General features: G+C 45.7%; 21 protein-coding genes. 9 read left to right on the top strand and 12 right to left on the bottom strand.

Annotation, left to right across the window (positions count from 1 at the left end; translation table 11 throughout):
• Positions 1–56 precede the first annotated feature (56 nt).
• From B0180_RS03735 to prmB, 3 genes are all read right to left on the bottom strand, one after another.
• A complete protein-coding gene (locus B0180_RS03735) occupies positions 57–629 on the bottom strand; it encodes a tetratricopeptide repeat protein (RefSeq protein ID WP_078255764.1) in 573 nt (190 codons plus the stop codon).
• A 76-nt stretch (positions 630–705) separates the two neighbouring features.
• Complete coding sequence (rlmN, locus tag B0180_RS03730; RefSeq protein WP_078255714.1) at positions 706–1,893, bottom strand: dual-specificity RNA methyltransferase RlmN; 1,188 nt, start codon at positions 1,891–1,893, stop codon at positions 706–708.
• A gap of 142 nt (positions 1,894–2,035) precedes the next feature.
• Complete coding sequence (gene prmB, locus B0180_RS03725; protein ID WP_078255763.1) at positions 2,036–3,148, bottom strand: 50S ribosomal protein L3 N(5)-glutamine methyltransferase; 1,113 nt, start codon at positions 3,146–3,148, stop codon at positions 2,036–2,038.
• 259 nt (positions 3,149–3,407) lie between these two features.
• Here prmB and B0180_RS03720 point away from each other — a divergent pair, with 259 nt between their 5' ends.
• From B0180_RS03720 to B0180_RS03700, 6 genes are all read left to right on the top strand, one after another.
• The gene (locus tag B0180_RS03720) at positions 3,408–4,553 is read left to right on the top strand and encodes a cupin domain-containing protein (protein WP_078255713.1); all 1,146 of its coding nucleotides are present in this window, start codon (positions 3,408–3,410) and stop codon (positions 4,551–4,553) included.
• A gap of 4 nt (positions 4,554–4,557) precedes the next feature.
• A complete protein-coding gene (locus B0180_RS10300) occupies positions 4,558–4,686 on the top strand; it encodes a hypothetical protein (protein ID WP_264755536.1) in 129 nt (42 codons plus the stop codon).
• 31 nt (positions 4,687–4,717) lie between these two features.
• The gene (gene dnaE, locus B0180_RS03715; protein ID WP_078255712.1) at positions 4,718–8,443 is read left to right on the top strand and encodes a DNA polymerase III subunit alpha; all 3,726 of its coding nucleotides are present in this window, start codon (positions 4,718–4,720) and stop codon (positions 8,441–8,443) included.
• The gene (locus tag B0180_RS03710; RefSeq protein ID WP_078255711.1) at positions 8,443–9,327 is read left to right on the top strand and encodes an RNA methyltransferase; all 885 of its coding nucleotides are present in this window, start codon (positions 8,443–8,445) and stop codon (positions 9,325–9,327) included. Before dnaE ends, B0180_RS03710 begins: the two co-directional genes overlap by 1 nt.
• 100 nt (positions 9,328–9,427) lie before the next feature.
• Positions 9,428–10,234, top strand: a complete 807-nt coding sequence (cysE, locus tag B0180_RS03705) for a serine O-acetyltransferase (protein WP_078255710.1) — start codon at positions 9,428–9,430, stop codon at positions 10,232–10,234.
• A complete protein-coding gene (locus tag B0180_RS03700) occupies positions 10,218–10,811 on the top strand; it encodes a DNA-3-methyladenine glycosylase I (RefSeq protein ID WP_078255709.1) in 594 nt (197 codons plus the stop codon). Before cysE ends, B0180_RS03700 begins: the two co-directional genes overlap by 17 nt.
• A gap of 38 nt (positions 10,812–10,849) precedes the next feature.
• On the opposite strand, the gene B0180_RS03695 is transcribed toward B0180_RS03700, so the two are convergent.
• From B0180_RS03695 to B0180_RS03680, 4 genes are all read right to left on the bottom strand, one after another.
• Positions 10,850–11,896, bottom strand: coding sequence for a mechanosensitive ion channel family protein (locus tag B0180_RS03695; protein WP_078255708.1), 1,047 nt, complete (start codon positions 11,894–11,896; stop codon positions 10,850–10,852).
• A gap of 79 nt (positions 11,897–11,975) precedes the next feature.
• Entirely contained in the window at positions 11,976–12,830 is an 855-nt protein-coding gene (locus B0180_RS03690) for an SDR family oxidoreductase (protein WP_049235829.1), read from the bottom strand.
• A gap of 126 nt (positions 12,831–12,956) precedes the next feature.
• On the bottom strand, positions 12,957–13,934 hold the full coding sequence (sohB, locus tag B0180_RS03685; RefSeq protein WP_078255707.1) for a protease SohB: 978 nt from the start codon (positions 13,932–13,934) through the stop codon (positions 12,957–12,959).
• A 136-nt stretch (positions 13,935–14,070) separates the two neighbouring features.
• Positions 14,071–15,933, bottom strand: a complete 1,863-nt coding sequence (locus B0180_RS03680) for a potassium/proton antiporter (RefSeq protein ID WP_078255706.1) — start codon at positions 15,931–15,933, stop codon at positions 14,071–14,073.
• Positions 15,934–16,431: 498 nt separating this feature from the next.
• Between B0180_RS03680 and aspS the strand changes: the two genes are divergently transcribed.
• The 3 genes from aspS to B0180_RS03665 are packed head-to-tail and all read left to right on the top strand — an operon-like array spanning position 16,432 to position 19,894.
• Complete coding sequence (aspS, locus tag B0180_RS03675; protein WP_078255705.1) at positions 16,432–18,228, top strand: aspartate--tRNA ligase; 1,797 nt, start codon at positions 16,432–16,434, stop codon at positions 18,226–18,228.
• 3 nt (positions 18,229–18,231) lie between these two features.
• Positions 18,232–19,155: a lysophospholipid acyltransferase family protein gene (locus B0180_RS03670; RefSeq protein WP_078255704.1), complete on the top strand. Its 924-nt coding sequence runs from the start codon at positions 18,232–18,234 to the stop codon at positions 19,153–19,155.
• Positions 19,148–19,894, top strand: a complete 747-nt coding sequence (locus B0180_RS03665) for a glycosyltransferase (RefSeq protein WP_078255703.1) — start codon at positions 19,148–19,150, stop codon at positions 19,892–19,894. The genes B0180_RS03670 and B0180_RS03665 overlap by 8 nt, the downstream gene beginning before the upstream one ends.
• A gap of 38 nt (positions 19,895–19,932) precedes the next feature.
• On the opposite strand, the gene B0180_RS03660 is transcribed toward B0180_RS03665, so the two are convergent.
• The 5 genes from B0180_RS03660 to B0180_RS03645 form a co-directional block, all read right to left on the bottom strand.
• Positions 19,933–20,148: a tautomerase family protein gene (locus tag B0180_RS03660; RefSeq protein WP_078255702.1), complete on the bottom strand. Its 216-nt coding sequence runs from the start codon at positions 20,146–20,148 to the stop codon at positions 19,933–19,935.
• A 74-nt stretch (positions 20,149–20,222) separates the two neighbouring features.
• Complete coding sequence (locus B0180_RS03655; RefSeq protein ID WP_143821264.1) at positions 20,223–21,353, bottom strand: YbfB/YjiJ family MFS transporter; 1,131 nt, start codon at positions 21,351–21,353, stop codon at positions 20,223–20,225.
• A gap of 198 nt (positions 21,354–21,551) precedes the next feature.
• Positions 21,552–22,274 (bottom strand): nitroreductase family protein, encoded by a 723-nt coding sequence (locus B0180_RS03650; RefSeq protein WP_078255701.1) that lies wholly within the window; start codon positions 22,272–22,274, stop codon positions 21,552–21,554.
• A 27-nt stretch (positions 22,275–22,301) separates the two neighbouring features.
• Positions 22,302–22,469: a hypothetical protein gene (locus B0180_RS10145; protein ID WP_167366915.1), complete on the bottom strand. Its 168-nt coding sequence runs from the start codon at positions 22,467–22,469 to the stop codon at positions 22,302–22,304.
• A 164-nt stretch (positions 22,470–22,633) separates the two neighbouring features.
• The gene (locus B0180_RS03645; RefSeq protein WP_078255700.1) at positions 22,634–24,124 is read right to left on the bottom strand and encodes a DUF3360 family protein; all 1,491 of its coding nucleotides are present in this window, start codon (positions 24,122–24,124) and stop codon (positions 22,634–22,636) included.
• Between the last annotated feature and the right edge of the window lie 166 nt (positions 24,125–24,290).

Here is a 24,290-nt window from a genome sequence, read left to right as displayed (position 1 = left end):
TATTACCGTTATTATTGTTCAATTAACCAAATACATTATGTCATGATCATCACATACTAGTTATGATCACTTAATAATTTATCATAAGACTTTTTAATTTCACCATTTTGAGTGCCTGAAGCCAACGCACGCTCAAGTGCTGCTTTGGCGTTATGATACATATCTTCCGTTGGTAGTTTGGCGGCTTGATACTGATGATAATAAATATACGCCATATTTTCGATGGCGATCACACGCCCTTCATAGCCGATGGCTCGGCTAGGCTTGTCAAAATAAGTCAACGCACCTGACAAATCCCCCATCTGCACCAAATAAAGCCCATAATCCATATGACTTTGCATATCTTCAGGATTTAGCGCAATCGCCTGTTCAAATAAACGTCGAGCCTTGGCTTGGTGAGCAGCGTCCTCTGACGCCTGATAGACTTTTGCCAAGGTGCGATAAGCAGGCGCAAACTGCCGATCAGCTGACAGCGCAGCATCTAGCTGCTGCTTGGCTTGATCAAGCTGACCCATGTCCAGTAGCGAGACTGCAATCTGAGTGCGGATCTGTGCCAGCTGCGGATTATTTTTGGGTGGTGGTGGTGTACTTTGGCAGGCACTCAATACCGCCCCAGTCACCATGATCATAAGCCACTTTACTCGGATTTTCATGCAGCGTCCATTCTATCAAGGTTTGGCATCATTAGTAAATAGTGGCATCAATTCAGTCATGATGACTTTGGCGTTTTTGGATACTTTCTTGCCATTTTTTGGCGCGGCGTGTACGATCAGCGACTTGACCCACCAGTTGCCCGCAAGCAGCATCAATATCATCGCCGCGAGTTTGGCGAATCGTACAAACAAATCCCGCTTGATTTAAGATATTGCTAAAAGCATGTATCCGATTATTGCTTGAGCGACCATAAGGCGCGTGCGGAAATGGATTGAATGGAATTAAATTAATTTTGCTTGGTAAATCTTTTAATAAATCAACCAACTGATGCGCGTGTTCATCAGAATCATTCACCCCTGCCAGCATCACATATTCGATGGTGACGTGTTTTTTGTGGCGCGGATTTTCGTCATACACATAGGCTTTGGCAGCCTTAATAAGCTCTTTTAAAGGATATTTTTTATTAATTGGGACAAGCTCATCACGCAGCTCATCATTGGGCGCGTGCAAGCTGATGGCAAGCGCCACATCAATGTCTTTGGCTAAGTCGTACATTTTTGGGACGACGCCTGATGTTGAGAGCGTGACACGGCGCTTGGATAAGCCAAACGCATGATCATCAAGCATGAGTGACATCGACGCCACCACAGGATCATAGTTTAATAAAGGCTCACCCATGCCCATCATGACGACATTGGTGACGCGGTTTTCTCGCTCGGTTGGTGTCACATCTTCCATATAAGACTGATTGGCAACCCAAAGCTGTCCGATGATCTCGCTTGGCGTCAAATCCCGCTCAAAGCCCTGCTTGCCCGTACTACAAAAAGAACAATCCAGCGCACAGCCCACTTGCGATGAGATGCACAATGTCTTACGCCCAAATTGCTTACCATCTTCAGCAGGAATCAAGACCGTCTCAACCAGCGAACCACCCGCCACCTCAAAGACCCATTTACGCGTCCCATCTTGACTGAACTCTTTATATTTGACAGTTGGCGGCGCGATATAAGCGACTTCATGCAGCTTTTGCTGAAGTTTTTTTGAAATATTTGTCATCTCAAAAAAATCTGTCACGCCAAATTGATAAATCCACTTCATCACCTGCGTCGCACGAAACGGCTTTTCACCCAAAGACACAAAAAACGCCGATAATTCGTCTTTTGACATACCCAAAAGATTGATTTTTTGAGCTGCTTGGTCGGACTGCTCAGCGGTGGCAATGACAGGAATTATATTCACGGTGTGCTCTATAAAAATATTTAATTAAACCAATTATTATACTAAAATTTCAAGTTAAAGTCATGCCAAAGGGGCGCGGTACAAATAATAAAAAGCAAACGGAGAGTCCATTTGCTTTTTATAAAACAGATCATCAATGATTTTAGTGAGCCAAACCTTGCACACGCTCAACTTGCTTAGCAAAATCCTCTCGGTATTCCAAAAGCTCTTCGCAGGTGATGGCAAACACACCGCTGCCGCCTTTTTCAAAGATCAGCCAATCAAATTGAATTTCAGGATAAGCTTGACGTAGCGCCCACTCACTATCACCAACTTCACAGACCAATAAGCCGTCTTTGGTCAAATAATCAGGCGCATGGTACAAAATCTGATGCACCAAATCCAAGCCATCTTGACCTGCCGCGAGCGCATGTTCAGGCTCATGTAAAAACTCAGGCGGCAGATCCGCCATGATCGCTGCATCCACATAAGGCGGATTGGTCACAATCAGTTCATATTGATTTTCAGCAGGCAGTTTGGCAAATAAATTTGATTCAAGTAAATTGACTTGATGGGCAAGTTCATGATGCTCAACATTTGTCCATGCCACTTCAAGGGCATCTTTATCAATATCTGTGGCGTCAATATTGGCATCAGGGAAAGCCTTGGCAAGCGCAATGGCAATACAGCCCGATCCTGTGCATAAATCCAAAATATGCTCAGGCGCTGCCAACTGCGATTCTTCTAAACCGTGGCTAAAAAATGAGTTTTTGCGCACATCATCGACATCAAAATACGGATAAAACTGCTGATTGATCAGCTCGGCAATCGGAGAGCGTGGAATCAAAACGCGCTCATCAACATAAAAAGGCAGCCCACAAAAATACGCCAAATTAATCAAATAAGACAAAGGCTTACGCTGAATGATACGCTCGGATAATAAGGTCAAGACTTCTTGCTTTTCACTAGGCGTGAGCTTACACTCCAAAATCTGCTCATCAGCCGACCACTCAAGCGATAAAGAATGCAAAACAATCGCCGCCGCTTCAGCAAATTCATCCGTTGTCCCTTGCGCCACGACGACATCATACTGGCGAAGCTTGGTCACCACAAAGCGGATAAAATCACGAATGGTCACCAATGCCTGCTCAGCTTCACCAAGCTCGGCATACAATGTGGCGATCTCTGCTTGAGTGAGCTGACCATTTTCATTCATCGTGTAATCAAAATCATATTCCGCCAAATCGTCAGCGTCAAAGTGGGTATCAGTTGTCATCAAGCTGCCTTTTGTCATGCCCTGCATAAAGTGATATTCAAATACTTTTCATTATAATCAACTTAGCAAAAATTTGCCACTGTTTTAGAAGCTCTTACCAAAATCATGGCATAGCCCCATGAAATAAAAGCCCATAAAAACATCAAAATTTGGTGAATGTGATTGGTTTTAAGCCAAAAAATTGTTAAACTAAAGGCTTAAATTAAGTGCGCCATACACCAAATTTTTGCCAAGTTTTTTGATTAATTTTGAGACCATAATGACTGATACGACACGATTTTGCCTACCCCAAGGCATGAGCCATGAGACTTTTTTGGCAGAATATTGGCAAAAAAAGCCACTGCTGATTAAAGGAGGTTTACCTGATTTGGTGGGTATGTTTGAGCCTGAAGATGTGCTTGATTTGGCGCTTGAAGACGGCGTATCTGCACGCCTGATCAGTCAAAGCGATGAAAATGCCCACCAATGGTCGCTAAAGTCTGCGCCACTTGATGAAGAAGATATCAATCAAGCGCCCAAACTTTGGACAATCTTAGTACAAAATCTTGAGCAGTGGTCGCCTGAGCTTGGCGAGCTTTGGTCGTATTTTGATTTCATTCCCAAATGGCAACAAGATGACATCATGGTATCAGTCGCCCCTGAAGGCGGTTCGGTGGGCGCGCATTATGATGAATATGATGTATTTCTTGCCCAAGGTTATGGCGCGCGCCGATGGCAGCTAGGTAAGATGTGCACCGCCGATACGCCGTTTGTGCCTGATCAGCCGATACGCCTTTTGGATGATATGGGCGAGATTATTTTTGATGAAGTCCTTGAAGCTGGCGATGTGCTCTATGTACCGCCAGGGCTCAGTCATCATGGAGTTGCGATGAATGACTGCTTGACATTTTCATTTGGTTTTCGCAGACCCAATCTTGTGCAGATCATGGATGAGCTGGCAGATGTATCCACCAATCACGCCAAGCTGTTTCATGTTCTTACCTTGCCGCAAACTGCCCAAGAAGATGCCTATGAGCTGAGCCAAGACAGCCTTCAAGCACTTAAAAATGAACTTATCACCCTGCTAAACTCTAAAGAAGGCGATGCGCTATTTGCAGATGCCATCGGTGAGTTGGTCAGTCAGCGTCAGTATGAGCTGCTTGCGTTTGAAGATGAGCTGGATGCTGATGCACTCAAAACTCGCCTAGAAGACGGCGAATGTCTGGTGCTAAATCCTGCTTGCCGCTTTGTGCGTGTGTCTGATGCGTGGTACATCAATGGTGAAAAAGTTAATTTGACAGATGATGAACGAGCACATCTTGAGCGCCTGACTCAAGGCGATGCCATCACTGCTGAAGATGCCAATTTGAAAAATCTGCCCTGGCTTAGCCAGTGGCTCAATGACAATTGGCTGATTTTGGTTTGATGCCATGTTAAGAGTCATTCGCGTGCTGATGCTTTTGATGATTTTTTTGTTGATCGGTGTGTATGTGTTTGGTCAATTTCAAAACCATCATGCTGATAACGTCAATCCCATTCCTGTGGTTTCTGTGTCTTAGGCACAGTCAGCTTAACTCAAAATAGAAGATTATGTCCTTTGTACATTTAGGTATTCGCAGCGAATACGCCATCGTAGACTCAATCGTCCGCATCAAAGACCTAGTCAAAGCCGCCGTCGCCGACGGTCAAGATACACTTGCTTTGGCTGACTGGAATAATATGTTTGCGACGGTGAAATTTTATAAAGCATGTATCGGCGCTGGCATTAAGCCAATCATTGGGGCTGAAGTGGTGGTTGGTGAGCATATTGATAAAGATGCTGCCGATGCGCGCCACAGCGTCATCTTGTATGCGATGAATAATGATGGCTACCAAAATCTGATGCGCCTGATTTCGGACGCTTATACCAACCGCCCAATGAACAATCATGGCTCAGTAGAATTTGAAACGCCTATCATCACCAAAGCGGCTTTGGCGGAACGCTCTGATGGATTGATCGCCATCTTGACACATCGCTCAGAGATCGCTCAGCCTTTACTGGGCAATAATCCTGATAATGCCCTGCCCATGTTACAAAACTGGCAAGGTATCTTTGGCGATCGGCTCTATATTGGCATTCGCCGAGTCAAAGCCAGCGATGACAGGTTTAATGAAAGCGCCATCATTCAAGCGGTCAAACTTGGCATTCCTATCGTTGCACATAATGATGTGCGCTTTATTCATGCAAGCCCCACCGAGACGAACGACAAAAACAATACCATCAGCACAGATTTTGATGCGCATGAAGCTCGCGTATGTATCGCCAGTGGTTATACCTTGGCGGATGACAAGCGCCCAAGAGAATATACCGAGCTTCAATATTTCAAAAGCCAAACGCAGATGACCGAGCTGTTTGCTGATCTACCCCAAGCCATTGAAAATACGCGCCTGCTTGCCAGCCGATGCAATATAACGATCACACTTGGGATCAATGTTCTGCCTGATTTTCCCATCCCAGAGGGTGATACCATTGAGACTTTTTTTAAGAAAGTGTCCGCCGATGGCTTAAACAGACGCCTTGAGAAGCTCTATCCCGTTGAAGAAAGAGGTGACGATTGGGATCAGGTACGAAAACCTTATGATGAGCGTCTTGAGTATGAGCTTGGCATCATTCTTAAAATGGGTTTTCCTGGCTACTTTTTAATCGTGATGGACTTTATCCGCTGGGCGAAAGCCAATGGTGTGCCTGTCGGTCCTGGTCGTGGCTCAGGCGCAGGGTCTTTGGTTGCTTATGCACTCAACATTACCGATCTTGACCCTTTGAGCTATGATTTGTTATTTGAGCGATTCTTAAATCCTGAGCGCATCTCGATGCCTGACTTTGATATCGATTTTTGTATCGAAGGGCGTGACCGCGTGATCGACTACGTGGCACAGGCGTATGGTCGCCAAGCGGTCAGTCAGATCATCACTTTTGGTACGATGGCGGCGCGTGCTGTGGTTCGCGATGTCACGCGTGTTCAGGGAAAGCCTTTTGGCTTGGGTGATCGCATCTCAAAGATGATTCCAAAAACACCTGGCATTAAGCTTGAAGATGCCTTCGATCAAGAGCCGCAGCTCAAAGAGCTGCTCACCAATCCAGATGCGCCAGATCATGAGCTGGCACTTGAGATTTGGGAGATGGCCAAAAAACTTGAAGGACTGACGCGTAATGTCGGTAAGCACGCAGGCGGCGTACTCATCGCCCCGAATCGCATCAGTGACTTTTCGGCCATCTATTGTGATGGTGAAGGTCATCCTGTCAGCCAGTATGATAAGGACGATGTTGAGGCGGTCGGCTTGGTGAAATTTGACTTCTTAGGACTTCGAAATTTGACCGTACTTCAAGCTGCGGTCGATAACATCAATCAAACTCGCCAAGCCCAAGGTCAAGCACCAATTGATTTAGAAACCTTACCGCTTGATGATGCCGATGTCTATACCTCAGTGCTCCAAGAAGCCAAAACCAGTGCTGTCTTTCAGCTAGAAAGTAGCGGCATGAAAAAATACCTAGCGCAGCTTAAGCCCTCAAATATCGAAGATGTCATTGCGATGTGTGCTTTGTATCGACCTGGTCCGCTTGAGTCAGGTATGGTCTCTGACTTTATCGACAGAAAGCATGGCATCCAGGAAGTGGCTTACCCCCACCCTCAGTTTCAGCATGAGCTGCTACAGCCGCCGCTTGAATCGACCTACGGGGTGATCGTCTATCAAGAGCAAGTCATGCAGATCGCGCAGGTCTTGGCAGGTTATACCCTAGGCGGGGCGGATATGCTAAGACGCGCCATGGGCAAGAAAAAACCCGAAGAGATGGCTAAGCAGCGCAGTACTTTTGTTGATGGAGCGATAGGACAAAATATCGATGGCAGCTTGGCGGCGCAGATTTTTGATTTGGTTGAAAAATTTGCCGGCTATGGGTTTAATAAATCGCATTCGGCAGCCTATGGCGTGCTTGCTTATCAGACTGCTTATCTAAAGCATTATTATCCTGCTGAATTTATGGCAGCGGTCTTGACATCCGAAATGGATGATACCGACCAGGTGGTTTTTTTGTTGTCGGATTGTCGGGATAATTTTGGGCTAAGTATTATTCCGCCCAGTGTCAATCACAGCCAGTGGAAATTTGTGGTCAGGGACGCCAAGACGATTGTCTATGGGCTTGGCGCTGTCAAGGGCGTGGGCGAAGAAGCGGTTAATAGTATTGTCGCTGCGCGCAAGGACGGTCCTTTTAAGGATTTATACGATTTTTGTAATCGCATTGACATCAAAAAAGTGGGCAAGCGCTCACTAGAAGCACTCATCAAAGCAGGCTGTTTTGATATTTTGGCTGAAAACCTAAAACCGCATTATATCACCGATCAGTCAGATCAAAGCTACCAAATTCGCCGCGGCTTATGGCGACAGCTCCCCGAAGCGATGGCAGCAGCTGACCAAAACCGCCAAAATCAACTGACCGGGACAATGGATTTATTTGCAGATGTCGATGATGCGCTGTTTGTTGCACCACCGCTTGAGGATGTCTACTGGCAGCCCCAAGATCGCTTACGCTATGAACAAGCCACACTTGGACTGTATTTGACAGGTCATCCTTTGGATGAGTATCGCAGCGAGCTACCCTTATATACCACCGTCAAGAGTGTCCTCGATCTAAAAGATACCGGCAAAGGCTTTGCATGGATTGCAGGCTTGATCTATGATGTGGCGTTTTTTGGGGAGCGCATTGTCGTAAAGCTTGACGATGGTAAAGGTCGCATTGAGATGAGCTGTTATGGCGAAACTTTTAATAAGTTTAAAGATGTTTTGACCGCAGGTAAGCGCGTGCCCGGCATTGATGAAGAGTACGAACCTTTATATACCAAAGGTGAGCGTGCAAATATGACCATCGCTAATATCGTCATCGCCAAAATCGGTGTCCGTGAAAGTGACGATGGTCGGATTTTCACTCGCCTACATCACATTGAATCCATCGAAACCGCACGGATTCGCCGACTTAAGGAAATCCATCTTAAGCTTGCTTGTGATGACACCCAAGCGCTTGCGGGGATTTTGAGCGTGATCAAAGAAAATAGCCCGCCGCCTGAAGTCATCAAACGGGGCTCCTACCCAAATTCAGAGCATGATGACGCTATGGATATCGGTCAAGTAGGCGATTTGTGCGTACCTTTATCACTGTATTTATATGATGAATGCAGTGTTGCGCGTGTCCAAACCAATGACCGATTGCGACTATACCCCAGCGATCAAAACATCGCTCAATTAAAAAATCATCTCACTGATGATCATTTGGTGTTCCGCTAATGACTCATGCTTTACTCAAATCTTGGCTATCACGCATTCGTATCGTGATGATTGGCACCACCTTGCCTGCCAATATCGGCTCGGCGGCACGGGCGCTTCATACCATGGGATTGGATGATTTGGTGGTTGTCAATCCACGTCTGCCAATTGATGACAGCAGTTACGCCAATGCTGCAGGCGCAGGCGCATTACTGGATAAAACTTGCATCACAAAAGACCTTAAAGATGCCATTGGTGATTGCACGCTCATTTTTGCAGCCAGTGCCCGCTCACGCCAAATGCCCAGACCTGTACTCACCCCAAGTATGGCAGCACAAGTTGCACTCAAGCAATTATCAAAGACTGATCCAACAAATGATTTAGCACCATCTTTGGCTAATAAAGCTCAATCATCTGATGATTCGGTCAATGTCCTACCCAAAATTGCCATTTTATTTGGGCGTGAAGATCGAGGCTTGACCAATGAGGAGTTGTCATTGGCTGATTATCACATACAGATTCCCGCCAACCCAGACTATCCTGTGCTCAATGTCGCCAGTGCCATACAGGTCATCGCCGCTAACTTTTTTGATCAATTTGCCAGTACGCTGACATCATCCCCTCTTATCAGCACCAAGCAGACGCAAGGCGTGCAGCAAGAGGATCACTCGCTGCCCATACATATACGCACCGACTGGGATGAGCCTGCGATCACTCAAGCGCAGGCAGCCAGCCTTGAAGGCGCGCTCATCGCATTAATGCAGAGACTAAATCTTGCGCACGACGACGATCTTAAGCATCTACCAAACCGCTTATCTCGCTTGAATAGCCGCTTACAGCTCGACCAAAAAGAATACGCGTTAATTCGTGCACTGATCGCTAAGATTGATAAAAGCTTGCCTTAGGTTGGCGTGATTGCTCATAGTCAATCATATCAATATGCCAAGATTGACTTGATAAACTTCACATTGAGCGATATGATGACAGAAATTTTAGGAAAATCACATGCTAAAAAAACTATTTAAATTAAAAAATGCCATCAGTGAGGATGTCAAAGCAGTGCTTGAGCGTGACCCTGCGGCGCGCAGTCAGATGGAAGTGCTCTTAACCTATCCAGGTATTCATGCGCGCATCATGCACCGAGGGGCACATCGCTTGTGGAATTCTGACCATAAGTTTATGGCAAGAGCGCTCTCTCATTTTAGTCGCTGTACGACAGGCATTGAGATCCACCCTGCCGCCAAGATCGGTAAGCGTTTTTTTATTGATCATGGCATGGGCGTGGTGATTGGTGAGACTGCTGAAATTGGTGATGATGTTACCTTATACCATGGCGTGACTTTGGGCGGCGTGTCTTGGGAAAAAGGCGCCAAACGCCATCCAACGCTTGGCAATAATGTTGTTGTTGGTGCAGGCGCTAAGATTTTGGGCGGCTTTAGTGTCGGTGATGACGCTAAGATCGGCTCAAACGCTGTTGTTGTCAAGCCAGTGCCGGCTGGTGCCACGATGGTCGGTAGCGCCGCTCGCATGGTCGTCAAAAACAAACAAGAACAAAAGCCCATCGAACATCAAGCTCAGTCCGAAGAACTCTTTAACGCCTATGGTCTAAAACCTGATTCCAAAGACCCTGTCGCATCGAGCATTGCTGCTTTATTGGCGCACATCCAAGAGCGCGATAAGCAAATCTGTGAACTCACCGCCGCGGTCAAGAAATTGGATCCAAATTTCACTCCCAAAGGCATAAAATCATTGTGCAAAGATGATTTGGATGTCTTTGATGGCGAAGATTTAAAGCCTGACTATCACATTTGATATGAGCGATTTGATGACCAAGGCACCCCATCGCTGCGCTTGGTGCCTGTCCGATCCGATCTACATAGATTATCATGATCATGAGTGGGGTAAGCCCATTTATGATGATCAGATGTTATTTGCTCAGCTTTGCTTAGAGTCGATGCAATCAGGCTTAAGCTGGATTACGATCTTAAAAAAACGCGATCATTATTATGATGCTTTTGATCAGTTCGACGCAAATAAAATCGCCAAATACGACCAAGCCAAGATCGAAGCATTGATGCAAAATACAGGCATCATCCGCCATCTTGGTAAAATCAGCGCCATCATCAATAACGCCAAAGCCTATCTTGCCATCACTGAGCATCAAAGTTTTAGTGACTATCTTTGGGGGATCGCGACGCCAGATGGCAAGCCTGTCATCAATCATCCCAAAACACTCACCGACATACCCACCCAAACCGACGCCTCGGTAAGATTAGCAAAAGCTCTAAAAAATCAAGGATTTAAGTTTATCGGTCCAACCACTTGCTATGCCTTTATGCAAGCAGTGGGCATGGTGAATGATCATGTGATCGATTGTGAGTTTCGTTAAAAAGCCTCCGTGCGATCACAGAGGCTTTAGGATTTGGTTTAATTGATTGGATCTTGTTTAGAAGTTTTGATTAAGCGTGCATGCTCAGCTTGGGACTCAAACAGCGCATTAAGTTTATCCATCTCAAAGCCATCAATTTGCACTGTACGATTTGGAAAGGGAATATCAATACCCGCTTCATCAAATGCATATTTGACCTGTTCAAGCAGCTCAGCATGTGTCATGAACCAATCATCGTTATTCGTCCATGCTCTGAGCATCAAATCCACAGAGCTGTCCGCCAAAGCGGTTACGATGACACTTGGCTCTGGATCATCCAAAACATTGGGGTGAGCCTTGGCAAGTGCGACCATCACCTCCCTTGCAGCGCGAATGTCTGAACTATAACCAATACCTACTTCGACATCCACGCGGCGTGTTGGCAGGGATGAATAGTTGATACTGGCAGTGGTCATGATATCGCCATTAGGTATGATGATTTCGTGATTATTGGCGGTACGAATGCGTGTATTCACCAAGCTGATATCAAGCACCGTTCCAAGTTTACCACCGACTTCGACGACATCACCGCGACCAAACGGTCTAAAAATGACAATCAAAACACCTGCTGCTAAGTTTGATAACTGATCTTTTAGCGATACACCAATAGCAACGCCTGCTGCACCGAGCATAGCAACGAATGAGTTGGTGTTTACACCAAGCTTATTTAAAGATGCCAAAACCACCGCAACAAGCATGAGACCATATAATAAATTGCCCAAAAAGTTGGCGGCAGTATTATCCAGTCGGCTTTTTGCCATGACGTGCTTGGCAATGCGCACCATGCGCTTACCAATCCACTTACCCACAAAGAAAATGAGCAGCGCCAACACCAATCGACCAGACAAATCGATCAGCATGTGAGTAAGCGTATTAATATCTATTGGTATGCCCAAAAATTGCAAGGTGTCATTAGCACCATGCTCAAGCGTATCTTTGGTTATTTTTGCTGCATCAGCTGCAACTTCTTTGGCGGTTTCGGCAGCATCCGCGACCGCAAGGGTGGCATTTGCTAGTTCAGCATTCTCAGTGCTACTTTGACTCATGACTTCCCCATCACTGTGTTCTTCATAACCCAAAAGGCTTGTAAATACAAGCCTTTATTATATAAAATGATATACTTTATTAGATAAACTTAGTAATTACCTTAAGCGGCAAATACTTCATCCCCAGTCCAATCGGAAGCCACGGCCAAAGTGGGACATAAGCTTCCGAAACCTTTGCTTCGATGGCCTTGACGATCACATCAGCGCCCTCATCTTCTTCCACCTCAAAAGGCAAATATTTGGCACCGATATTTAAATCCGTACGGACATAGCCTGGGTAAATGGTGGAAACTGTAATCGGTAATTTTTCTTTGATCATATCAGCGCGAATGCCTTCAGCCAGTCTAGCAAGACCAGCTTTGGCAGCGGCATAAGTCGTCAAATGACGCGGCAAACCTCGCACCGCTGACATGCTAGAGATGACAACCAATTGCCCGCTGTTTTGACTACGAAAAATCTGCATCGCTGCCTCACATTGAGCCATAGCAGCGATAAAGTTTGTTTCGGCAGTGGCGCGGTTAATGTTAAATCGGCCATGACCGATCACACGACTGTCACCCACGCCCGCATTGACGATGATTTTATCAATTTGACCGATTTGTTCGGCAAATTCGCCAAAAACCTCAAAAATCTGTTCATAATCAGTCACATCCAAGCGCTTAGTATGCACTGTGATGCCATAATCGCCCTCAAGCTCAGCTTTGATCGCCTCAAGTCTCTCTAGGCGGCGCGCGCAAATCGCCAAATCATAGCCCAAAAACGCAAACTTACGCGCCATCATAGCACCGAGTCCCGAGCTTGCCCCTGTGATCAGCACCGTCTTACCTGCGCCAACACCGCGAATGTCGTTTAAGTCTTTAATTTTATTAAAACGGTTGGCAACAATACGGCCGAATTTATCGGCTTTACTAAATAATTCTTCAAGTTTTTTCATGGAAATTACAACCAAGCTCATCTGCGTCATCAACTGACTAAATCGAGTATTTTAACGCAACCGAGCCAAAAATCACAGCATTAATTGTGTTTAGCTTAAATTTTCTGAAGACTCTTCAGTCATCACTTAAGGTCTGCCAAATTTAGCCAAAGCCTGACCCAACAGATCGCCAGTTTGCCCAATCAGATGTGCGACGCTACTGCCAAGCTGCTCAGCTAAGCCAATTTTCTCTGCCAAAGTCGGCTTGCTGCGCGAATGTAATAAATACGCTTCGTGTGTTTTTAGCTTATCAAGCAAATAGGCATCTGAAGTGCCAATCTCATCAATCAGCCTAAGCTCTAGAGCGTCTTCACCGAACCACACTTCGCCTGTCGCGACGCGCTCAAGATCCAACCGAGGACGATGTTTATTAATAAAACCTTTAAATAACTCATGAATGCGCTCAATGTCGGCTTGGTGCTTAGCGCGATCTTCGTCGTCGTTTTCCCCAAAAATCGTCACAGTACGCTTATATTCACCTGCTGTGAACTGCTCAAATTGCACATCATGTTTTTTCAAAAATTCGTGAAAATTAGGCAGCTGACTGATTACACCGATAGAGCCAATCACTGAAAAATCACTGGCAATGAGTTTATCGGCGGTACAAGCCATCATATAGCCACCACTGGCAGCGATCTTATCGACACAGATGGTGAGCTTTAATCCTGCTTCTTTGATCCGTACAAGCTGCGCGGCAGCCAAGCCATAAGCATGCACTTGACCACCGCCGCTTTCAAGGCGCAGCACCACTTCATCACCCTGATTAGCGACGCTGATGATGGCACTGATCTCTTCGCGCAAGTGAGCGACGGCGCTTGCCTTAATATCACCATCAAAATCAAGGACATAAATCGATTTTTGCTTTGTACGCTCATCGGTGGACTGCTCGCGTTTTTTATCTAATTTTTTAACATCTTTAAATAATTCGCACAGCTTATCTTTGAGTTTATGCGGAGCATCATCATGATCAGACTGAATAGTTTCGATTCTTTTTTTGGTATCTTTTTGCACTTTATTCAGATGGGTGATGCGTAGTTCAATGGGTTTTTTTGAAGTGTGTAACATAATTTTCCTTAAATATCTCAATCAATCAAAGCGTATTTGGTGATAAATGGGGAAAAAATACCCAATTTAAACACCCAAAACTACTTGATTACAAAAATCGCACAAACCAGCTAAGCCAAGATTGATCATCGCTCAATTAAGCGTCTTTTTTGATTTTATTTTTTAGACCCACACCGCGCAAGCGGCCGCGTCCGTCCACATCACGCACGATGAGCGACCAAGTTTCATTGAGGTACACTTCATCGCCCTTGACAGGCTCGGTCTTAAAATATTGCATCATAAATTCTTCGACGGTTTGATTTTTGGCTTCGGTTAATTTATTCACCAAATCTTCATCAACCCCAGCCAACGCCCCAACCGTTGGCGGTACGGTAAATACATCAAAGGCACTGGCGACAGGTCTTGGTAAGCGGCTTGATGAATTGGCGGCAAGTGAGCGCGTCGCCAAATTATAAAACGGCAAATCAGCAATGCGCGCATGGGGAGACAGCAGCCAATCGCCATAAAATTCGCTGTTTTTTTGATATTGGGTGGCAGAGTTATTAAAAATCTTGGCAATGCTCGGCGCATCATCACCGCGCATGGCATACCAAACCACATCGCCCATCTTTAAGATCGTATCTTCATTGACATTGACAAGCTTATCATGGCGCACCAACGCAAATAAAGACAAGGCTTGCGCATCAAATTTGGTAGAAATTGCTTGAGGATGGCGACCGATGGCAAACGCGCCCTGCTTGACTTCAAATTCGTATAAAGTAATATTTGCCTGATCTCCCACCCAAATTTCGTGCTCAGCTTTTGGCTCGTTATTCGTTGGTACCCAAACACGAAATAAACGAGACATCAGCGGAATGGTCGCTCCTTGCACCAATAAGGATAAAATCACCACGCCAAAAGTAATATTAAATGCCAAGTCAGCACCAGGCACCGCCATCGTCACTGGGATGATTGCAAGCGTAATCGGCACCGCTCCGCGCAAGCCCACCCAAGAAATAAAACTGATCTCACGCATGCCAAAACGAAACGGTAATAATGAGCTAAATACTGCGATCGGACGCGCCACAAATAATAAAAAGATAAAGATCAGCAGTGAATAATGAATCACTTCCAAGATGCTTGAGGGCTGCACCAACAAACCCAGCACCACAAATAGCACCGCTTGCGACAGCCAAGCAAAACTGTCCATCACGCGCAGCACATGCTCTGTGGCGCGCACTTTGGTATTACCGATCACCACTCCTGCCAAATAGACCGCCAAAAATCCAGAACCGCCCAAAAGGTTTGTCATACCAAAGACGATTAAGCCAGCAGATAAAATCAAAATGGCGTACATGCCATCTGCCAAGTGGACTTTTGGCAGCATCTTGGATAATGCCCAACCTGCCAACAACCCAAGCACCAAACCAATGCCAATTTGACTGATGAGCATAAAGATGATATCACCAATGCCCTGACTGGTCGGATCAAGATTTAAGGCGATCATCGCCGTGACTAATAAAATCGCCAATGGGTCGTTCGCGCCTGATTCAATCTCAAGCGTGGCTTGTACACGGTCGTTGAGCTTGACGCCGCCGTTTCGCAATAGACTAAATACTGCTGCTGCATCGGTCGAACCCACAATGGCAGCCATCAATACGCCCAGCCGCCAGTCCACATCCAAAAGCCAAGTGGCAAAAATGCCTGTCACCAACACCGTCGCCAATACGCCCCAGCTTGCCAAAGTGACCGCAGGCTTAAGCCCCACGCGAAACGAGCGCATCGAAGTACGAAGACCGCCATCTAACAAGATACACGCAAGCGCCGCCTGACCGATGAAATTTGCCAAATTATATTCAGCAAATTCAATCCCCAAAATACCTTCTTCGCCCGCCAACATGCCCACGCCCAAAAAAAACAACAGCAAAGGCACGCCCAAACGCGCTGACAGCGTGCTCGTCATGATACTGGCAAATATCAATAATGAAGCAACGACATATAAAATATTTAAGGTGACCATCGATAATTTACAATCCTAATCTAGGGCGACTCATTTACCGCAAATACAACAAGTTTCAATATCAGTGATTGGCTTAAATTTTAAATCCATTCAAACTTGCGCCATCAAATTACTCAAATCCTACCATAGCTACCCGTCAGATGCCATAAAAAATCTTGAAAAAATTGCCATTTTTTATGCAAAATATAAATGGTTAAGATTTGAAAATTTGATAAGTGTTAAATTTTTACTGTATTTTTATTCTATAATAAGTGGGCTGTATGAGCAGATAAAAATATGCCTACTCTTTTTATCACTCACTTCATCAATCACCCTGACACAATAAAGTCAATCATCACTTAAAATCAGTCAAAACCGCTCCCAAAAACAATAAATTTTCTCGCGGCAATACTTGCACGAAAGCCAATTAAAAGGCATAATGTAGCGTTTTAAACTCTTATTAATTTAACATTTTTCGCAACCGTGTGAATGCGGTAGCGCTGTTTTTAGGGCAAAATTATGATGCGTAGCACATACTGCGGTCAGGTGACCGAAGAGCTGATTGACCAAACCATTACCATTGCAGGCTGGGTACATCGTCGCCGCGACCATGGCGGGGTGATCTTCTTGGATATGCGTGACCGTGAAGGCTTGCTGCAAGTGGTGATCGATCCTGATACGCCTGAAGCTTTTGCTACCGCCGATGCTGCTCGCTCAGAATATTTGCTGAAGATTACAGGACGCGTGCGCCGCCGCTATGAAGGCACCGAAAATCCGAACATGGTCAGCGGTCAGGTTGAGCTGCTCGGTAAAGAAATTGAACTGATTGCCAAAGCGGACACGCCGCCATTTCCACTGAACGACGATAACATCACCGTCTCAGAAGAGCTTCGCTTAAAATATCGCTTCTTAGATATGCGTCGCCCTGAGATGCAAGAGCGTATGAAATTCCGCGCCAAAGCCACTTCAACCATTCGCCGCTATTTGGACGATCATGGATTTTTGGATGTCGAAACACCCGTATTGACGCGCGCAACACCTGAAGGTGCGCGTGACTATTTGGTGCCATCGCGTACGCGTCAAGGCAACTTCTTCGCCCTACCCCAATCACCACAGCTATTTAAGCAGCTGTTGATGGTGGCAGGTTTTGATCGCTACTACCAAATCGCCAAATGCTTCCGCGATGAAGATTTACGCGCTGACCGTCAGCCTGAATTTACCCAAGTGGATATTGAAACATCATTTTTATCAGATGAAGAAATCATGGATATCGCCGAAGGCTTGACCAAAGATTTGTTCAAAACCATGCTTGATGTTGAGTTTGATACTTTCCCGCGCATGACCTATGCAGATGCCATGCGTGACTATGCCTCAGATAAGCCAGATTTGCGCATTCCTTTGAAACTTGTCGATGTCGCTGATATCATGCAAGATGTTGAATTTAAAGTTTTTTCAGGACCAGCACAAGACCCTAAAGGTCGCGTCGTGGCACTGCGCATTCCTGGTGGCGGCGAGATGAGCCGTAAGCAAATTGATGAATACACCAAATTTGTCGGCATCTATGGTGCGCGTGGATTGGCCTATATCAAGGTCAATGATGCCACCAACATCAATAACGGCGTCGATAAAGATTCTGGTCTGCAATCACCTATCATCAAAAACATGACCGACGAGGTCTTGGTTGAGCTGATTAAGCGTACCGATGCCCAAACTGGCGATATCATTTTCTTTGGTGCTGATAAAGCCAAAATCGTCAATGACGCTATGGGCGCACTGCGTGTCAAAATCGGTACCGATCTAAACTTATTTACCTGTGAGTGGGCGCCACTTTGGGTCGTTGATTTCCCAATGTTTGAAGAAACCGACGATGGTAAATGGACATCTGTTCACCATCCTTTCACACGCCCTAAAGGGTCGGTTGAAGAGCTTAAACAAAATCCTGAAACCGCTCTATCCATCGCTTATGATATGGTGCTAAATGGGACGGAAATTGGCGGTGGCTCACTGCGTATTAATACGGTCGAGATGCAAGAGGCGGTCTTCGATGCGCTAGGTATCTCAAAAGAAGAAGCTGAGCTTAAATTTAAATTCTTGATGGATGCCCTGCGTTTTGGTGCGCCGCCGCATGGTGGCTTGGCATTCGGTTTGGATCGCCTGATCATGCTGATGGTCGGCGCAAGCTCAATCCGTGATGTCATCGCTTTCCCAAAAACCAAAACTGCTGACTGCCCATTGACCGAAGCACCTGCCGAAGTAGATAATCGCCAATTGCGCGATTTGGGCATTCGCATTCGCGAAAAACAAACAGCAGAATAATCAGTGCTTGGCTTTTTAAGATATGTACCGCTGTCAGTCCTGCGTGGATTGGCAGCGTGTGCGTCTTATATTGCCTATCATTGTCAGCTTAGCATTTATCGCAGTATCCAAGCCAATTTAATCTTGGTTCACCCTCAGATGCCGGACAAGCAGCGGCAAAAACTGACCAAACAAATTCTCAAAAACCAGCTCATCAGCACGGTAGATAGCTTTAAAACTTGGGCAATGCCGCCAAAGTGGTCTGTGAGACAAATTAAACAAGTCCATCATGAAGACATCTTAACCAAAGCCCTTGCCAATCCCAATGGCATGCTTGCAATCGTGCCTCATATTGGGACTTGGGAGATGATGAATGCTTGGTTAAATACGTTTGGCTCTCCAACCATCATGTATAAGCCCATGAAAAATGCGGCGGTAGATCGCTTTGTTTTACAAGGGCGCGAACGGCTTAATGCCAGTCTGGTGCCTACGGATGCCAGCGGTGTTAAGGCAATTTTTAAAACACTCAAAGAAGGTGGCTTTAGTATCATATTACCCGATCATGTCCCTGATGTATCAGGTGGTGAGATCGTCCCCTTTTTTGGGATTGAGACCATCACCAGTACGCTAGCGCCAAAGCTTGCCGCAAAAACTGGCTGTGCTTTGGTTGGTTTAAGCTGTATAAAACGTGAGCATGGCGATGGTTTTGAAGTGTTTTGTTATGAGCTAAACGATGAGCGCCTGTATTCAAAGAACACCAAGATTGCAACCGCAGCCCTCAACCGAGCGATGGAGCAAATGATTTATCCGCATTTTTTGCATTATATGTGGGGCTATCGTCGGTTCAAACACACACCACTGGCAAATAATCCTTACTTACTTAATAAAGATGAGCTAAAAAATATCGCCATCGAGCTTCAAGCTGCGCCTAAGGATAGTTATGAGTGACACAAATTATATCATCTGTATGAAATGGGGTACCAAATACGGTGCTGAATATGTTAATCGCTTGTATAATATGGTCAAGCGTAATATGACTTTGCCATTTACCATGGTTTGCCTGACTGACGATGCGACTGGCATTCGAGAAGAAGTCGTCTGCCACCCTATTCCAGAGCTGAACTTACCGAGCAATATCCCAGAGCGCGGCTGGAAAAAACTCACCACCTTTAAGCCTGATTTATATGGGCTAAAAGGTACGGCACTGTTTTTGGATATTGATATCGTTATCATTGATAATATTGATGCTTTTTTTAATCATAAAGCCGAACATGACGACAGTGTCATGATCATCCGTGACTGGAAAAAGCCTTGGCGCATGGTAGGTAACAGTTCGGTGTATCGTTTCAAAGTGGGGTATAACACATATCCACATTTGCTTGAATACTTCGAGCAAAATTTTGAAAAAATCCGCAAAGAAGTTCGCCACGAACAGGCATTTTTGTCAAATTATCTAAGAGAGCATCACCATTTGGAATATTGGGATCCGTCTTGGTGCGTCAGCTTTAAATACCACTGCCTACAAAAAATTCCTTTGGCATATTTTGTACCGCCAAAAAAACCTGCCAATGCCAAAATTGTGATCTTCCATGGGGAGATTAACCCACCTGATGCCATCACGGGCGGTGGCGGCAAGTGGTATCGGCATGTGCTGCCTAGTGACTGGATCAAAGAAGCGTGGCAATGAGGCATCAATACGGTGTGGCGTATTGACGCCTCAATCATCTAACCTTGTTTGGCAAGCTTACGCACTTCGGTAATGGTCTTGCCGCCCAATCCATAGTTATCCATATCAACTTCATCGATGACGACGACAGTAGTGGCAGGATTTTTATTCAAAACGCGCGCAAGCAGTTCGGTCACGCCTTCGATGATCTGCTGCTTTTGCTCAGTAGTGGGTGCTTCGCTGCCCCCTGTGACTTTGACATTGACATACGGCATATCGCCCTCCTGTGTTGATGTTGTTAAAGAATAAAGTTTTTGATTAAGAATTTAATGCATTTGAAATCCTGTAGCTAACCGTTTTTCCAAGCAATGAGCGCACCTAAGCTCAGCGCACAGGCTGCTAAGACTAGCGAAGCTTGAAAATCATGTGTCCACTGATAAAGCTTTGCTGAAACTAGCGGACCGATGATCTGTCCTGCGCTGTATGAGACCGTCACAATGGCAATGAGATTTTTACCGCTGTCCTTAGCCAGCTGCTGTGCGATCGGCATCACCAAAGTGACCGTACCCATAAACCCGCCTCCAACAAACACAGCGCTTAGCACATATCCCCAAGTATTAGGCAAAATTAAAGGCAGGATCACGCCCAGCGCTTGCATCGCCATATTCAAAGTCAGACTTGCGCGACTACCAAACCGCTGACGCAGTCGATACCAAATAAAACAAGATGGGATCACACTCAAGCCAAATGCCGCCCAAATATGACCAATATTAGCCTTAGGCAGCGCCATTTGGACCAGCAGTGGCAGATAAGTGGCTGTGACGATATAACCAAATCCTGCCAATCCATACATCCCAATCAAGGCATTGGCGCTGATGGGCGTATCTGGCTGCTGGGCTGCGGCTTGATCTCCCTGCCCAAAGCGCCTGTCAAAAAATAGCCCATGTAAGACGCTCATCATCACCAAAACCGCCATTGCGCCCAGCATCAGCCACATCATCGGTGAGTGCCATCCTTGACCGACCGCCCAAACCACGCTTTCTGCCGATAGCGCAATGCCCAAGCCCACACCAGCGTACATCATGGGCGCGGCTTGCGGCAGATGACGCTGCCCCAAAAGCCACATCGAAGTTGATACGATCCCCAGCGCGCTGAGCACACCAGCCAACAGACGCACAAAAATAATACCAAAGCTTGACTGCACAAAATATAAAGCTACCAAGCCAATCGCTGTGCCAAGCAATGCAACGAATGCCATTCGGTGCGCTTTGGACGGCTTAATCCGCACCGCCATCAAAGCCCCGATCAAATAACCCACATAATTTGCCGAAGCTGCCAAGCTGCCCTGCTCAATGCTTAAAATTCGCTCACTCACCATATACGGATATAAAGCGGTATAAGCAAAACGCCCAAAGCCCATCACGACAGCAAGCATGAATGCTGCTTCAATGCCATTTTTGAGTGCTTGACGAGAGATCATAACAATAATTTATATGAAATGTAAACTCATTGTATTTCATCAATAATAAACATACAAATCATTTTCATCATTTTTTAAATTTATAATTAGATGATATTGACTTGTCGCTAAGTTTAATTGATGATTTATAAAAAAGTCGCGTAATTAAAGATATTTAAAATAAAAAACCTTCTGCAAAGCAAAAGGTTTTTTATTTGGTTAAATCTGCCGATAAACTTCCTCAAAAGGCACACGAAAACGCTCACCCCAAACCCCTTTTTCGGTGCGGTAGCCACATGAGATGATCATATTGACTTCGGCATCTTCGGGTAAATTGAGTAAATTATTAACCATTCTACTGTCAAAGCCTTCCATCGGACAAGTATCAGCCCCTGCTGCACTCATGGCAAGCATGAAAGTTTGGGCAGCCAAGGCACAGCTTTTATGCACCATGATCCGTACATCGGTAGCAGAGACACGATCATATACAGGCTTGAATTTTTGGATGGCTGAAAATGCCGCGCTGCGCAAACTTGGCACGCCAAATGTCGTGCGATAAATCGTTGGCATCAGCACGCCATAATATTTCTCCATGCGCTTAATGCGCGATGCTTGACGCTCAGGCGGACTATAGGTCTTGATATTATTTCGCTCAAAAGACAGTACCGATTTGGCTCTTTGGGCATATTTATCTTGGCGCGTCACAAAAACGACCATTTGGGCGGCACTGGTAGCCGCTTGCTGTGACAGGCAAGCTTTGGCAAGCTTTTTGAGCATATCGGCATCGGTAATGTGATAAAATTCGTACAGCTGCATATTTGAGCTACTGGGCGACAGCTGCGCAAGCTTTAGGCAATCGACCACCAACGCTGGGTCTAGCTCCCGATTTGAATCATAATCTCGCACCGCACGGCGATGATCAACAACGGCTTTAAAATCCATATATCACCCATTGAGTTGTGAGTAAAATTAACGCTTAAACATATCCGCTTGGCGATTTTTCTTAACATATTCAATCATGCAATCGCGCAGTAGTTGACTTGCGGTACGATTATTATCTCGCGCCGCTTGCTTGAACTGCTCGACCAAATGCTTGTCTACGCGCATATTAAAAGTCGTCTGCTCGCTTTGTTTCATGAAAATCTCCAAGGCTTTGATTATTAAAGAGTTAAATCGCACAATTTAGCATAATTGCCTTCATTTTGCAATGACTGGGGCTATACACCATCTATATGAGCCATAAAAATTAGTCATAAAAAATCGCCCCAATCAGTGGAGCGATTTATGAAACCAGTCAAAAATCAGAGTCTAAACTGCGGTAATAACGCAGGTATGCCTGGGAACATACCAACGGCAGCCATGACAGAGCAAAGCACGATAAATCCTACCAATGGGATGACCACACGACCTGATAAACCAAGCTCGACGCTGCGCTGCTTGTCCCCAATCAAACCCAAATTATCCAGCATCATTGTCAATGACCAGCCAAAAACTGGATTCACCAGTGCAGATGCAAATACTACAATCGCCGCCGACTGCGTGGTCTTACCCTTACGCGTCATCTCCATGCCTGCTTCAAGTAGCGGCACGAACACCGCAACAATCAGCGCAACTGACAACACAGGCTGCCAAATTGCCAAATCCATCGGATAACCCCAAATACTCGCAACGATACAAAAAACCGCAGTCAATACAGCGCCAGCTGGAATCGGACGCTTGGCGATCGCTGCAGGTACAATGTAAGTTCCCCACGATGAAGCAAAGTTTGCACCACCTAGGATCGAGCCTGCTGCTTGACGAGTAGCAGCACTGATCATGGTATCGTCGATATTCATGTGCGTGCGCTCAGTATTCGGTGGATAGCTGATTTTTTGAAATACTTGATGACCCAAAAAGTCAGGCGACCACATCGCAACAGCAAGCACCGCAAAAGGGAACACCACGATGAACGCTTTTAAGTCTGGCAATCCCATCGTCCAGCCAGTGTCCTCGCCCCACCAATACATTGGGTTTAGCGGCGGCAATCCAGGCTCAGTCTTAAACTCAAATGGCGCACCTAAAGCAAATGCAATCAACCCAGCCAAGGCACAGCCAATCGGTACAGCCAGCCATCTTTTTTGCCAATGTTCAAGCAAGGCATACATCACAATCGTTGCAATGATGATGATAAATGCCAAATGCGGCAGTCCAATCGACTCAGACCACGCCATCATGTTTTTGACTTGAGCGGTCAATCCCACAAAGCCCAAATATAGCAAAAGCCCCCCAGCCACACCGTTACTGGTCAGCTTAGCAAGCAATGAGCCGCCCTTAAATAACCCAAGTAATATCCCGAAGACACCAATCAAAAGACCAAAAGCCAATGGATGACCACCTGCAGCCACTACCAGTGGAATCAGCGGAATCAAGGGTCCATGTGTTCCAGCCAAATTCGCTGTCGGCAATAAAAATCCCGACAACAGCAGCACAAATACCGCCGCAATCAACATCTCATAACGCACGTTTTCCAAAACAAACGCCTCGCCAAGTCCCAACGGCGCAGCAAACGCAGCCGCCATCGCGCCCACCATCACAATCTTACCAATGGTGCCTGCCATCGCAGGGATGGTGTCTTCTAATTCAAAGCGATAATCACGAAAAGGTAGGTTTGCACGCCAGCGACGCGGTTTCATGATTTGTAATTCGTGCTTGAGATAATCATCACGCGTCTCAAAACTTGAGCTAGGACGATGCAGTTCGCGGTATGATTTGTTTAAGATATCATCATCGGTGACCGGATTTGAATCACTCACAATATTCTCCTTATTATTGCTATTGATTAAATTCGTCTGCTGTTGCAGTTCTTTGGTCTTGTTCTAAATTGATCGCGTGGGATTATAGCTTGCTTTAATATTTCTGTCATGTATTATTTTATGAATTTGATAACTTTAAAAGAAAAACTGATGTATTTTGCAAAAA

The sequence above is a fragment of the Moraxella canis genome, assembly GCF_002014965.1.
Lineage (GTDB): Bacteria > Pseudomonadota > Gammaproteobacteria > Pseudomonadales > Moraxellaceae > Moraxella > Moraxella canis.
The sequence above is the reverse complement of the archived record's forward strand: the minus strand, read 5'-3'. Positions and strand labels throughout refer to the sequence as shown.

Coding starts and splice junctions, on each gene's coding strand:
- B0180_RS03735 (WP_078255764.1), bottom strand. CDS start 629: ATGATCATGGTGACTGGGGCGGTATTGAGTGCCTGCCAAAGTACACCA.
- prmB (WP_078255763.1), bottom strand. CDS start 3,148: ATGACAACTGATACCCACTTTGACGCTGACGATTTGGCGGAATATGAT.
- B0180_RS03720 (WP_078255713.1), top strand. CDS start 3,408: ATGACTGATACGACACGATTTTGCCTACCCCAAGGCATGAGCCATGAG.
- B0180_RS10300 (WP_264755536.1), top strand. CDS start 4,558: ATGTTAAGAGTCATTCGCGTGCTGATGCTTTTGATGATTTTTTTGTTG.
- dnaE (WP_078255712.1), top strand. CDS start 4,718: ATGTCCTTTGTACATTTAGGTATTCGCAGCGAATACGCCATCGTAGAC.
- B0180_RS03710 (WP_078255711.1), top strand. CDS start 8,443: ATGACTCATGCTTTACTCAAATCTTGGCTATCACGCATTCGTATCGTG.
- cysE (WP_078255710.1), top strand. CDS start 9,428: ATGCTAAAAAAACTATTTAAATTAAAAAATGCCATCAGTGAGGATGTC.
- B0180_RS03695 (WP_078255708.1), bottom strand. CDS start 11,896: ATGAGTCAAAGTAGCACTGAGAATGCTGAACTAGCAAATGCCACCCTT.
- B0180_RS03690 (WP_049235829.1), bottom strand. CDS start 12,830: ATGAAAAAACTTGAAGAATTATTTAGTAAAGCCGATAAATTCGGCCGT.
- sohB (WP_078255707.1), bottom strand. CDS start 13,934: ATGTTACACACTTCAAAAAAACCCATTGAACTACGCATCACCCATCTG.
- B0180_RS03680 (WP_078255706.1), bottom strand. CDS start 15,933: ATGGTCACCTTAAATATTTTATATGTCGTTGCTTCATTATTGATATTT.
- aspS (WP_078255705.1), top strand. CDS start 16,432: ATGATGCGTAGCACATACTGCGGTCAGGTGACCGAAGAGCTGATTGAC.
- B0180_RS03665 (WP_078255703.1), top strand. CDS start 19,148: ATGAGTGACACAAATTATATCATCTGTATGAAATGGGGTACCAAATAC.
- B0180_RS03660 (WP_078255702.1), bottom strand. CDS start 20,148: ATGCCGTATGTCAATGTCAAAGTCACAGGGGGCAGCGAAGCACCCACT.
- B0180_RS03655 (WP_143821264.1), bottom strand. CDS start 21,353: ATGATCTCTCGTCAAGCACTCAAAAATGGCATTGAAGCAGCATTCATG.
- B0180_RS03650 (WP_078255701.1), bottom strand. CDS start 22,274: ATGGATTTTAAAGCCGTTGTTGATCATCGCCGTGCGGTGCGAGATTAT.
- B0180_RS10145 (WP_167366915.1), bottom strand. CDS start 22,469: ATGAAACAAAGCGAGCAGACGACTTTTAATATGCGCGTAGACAAGCAT.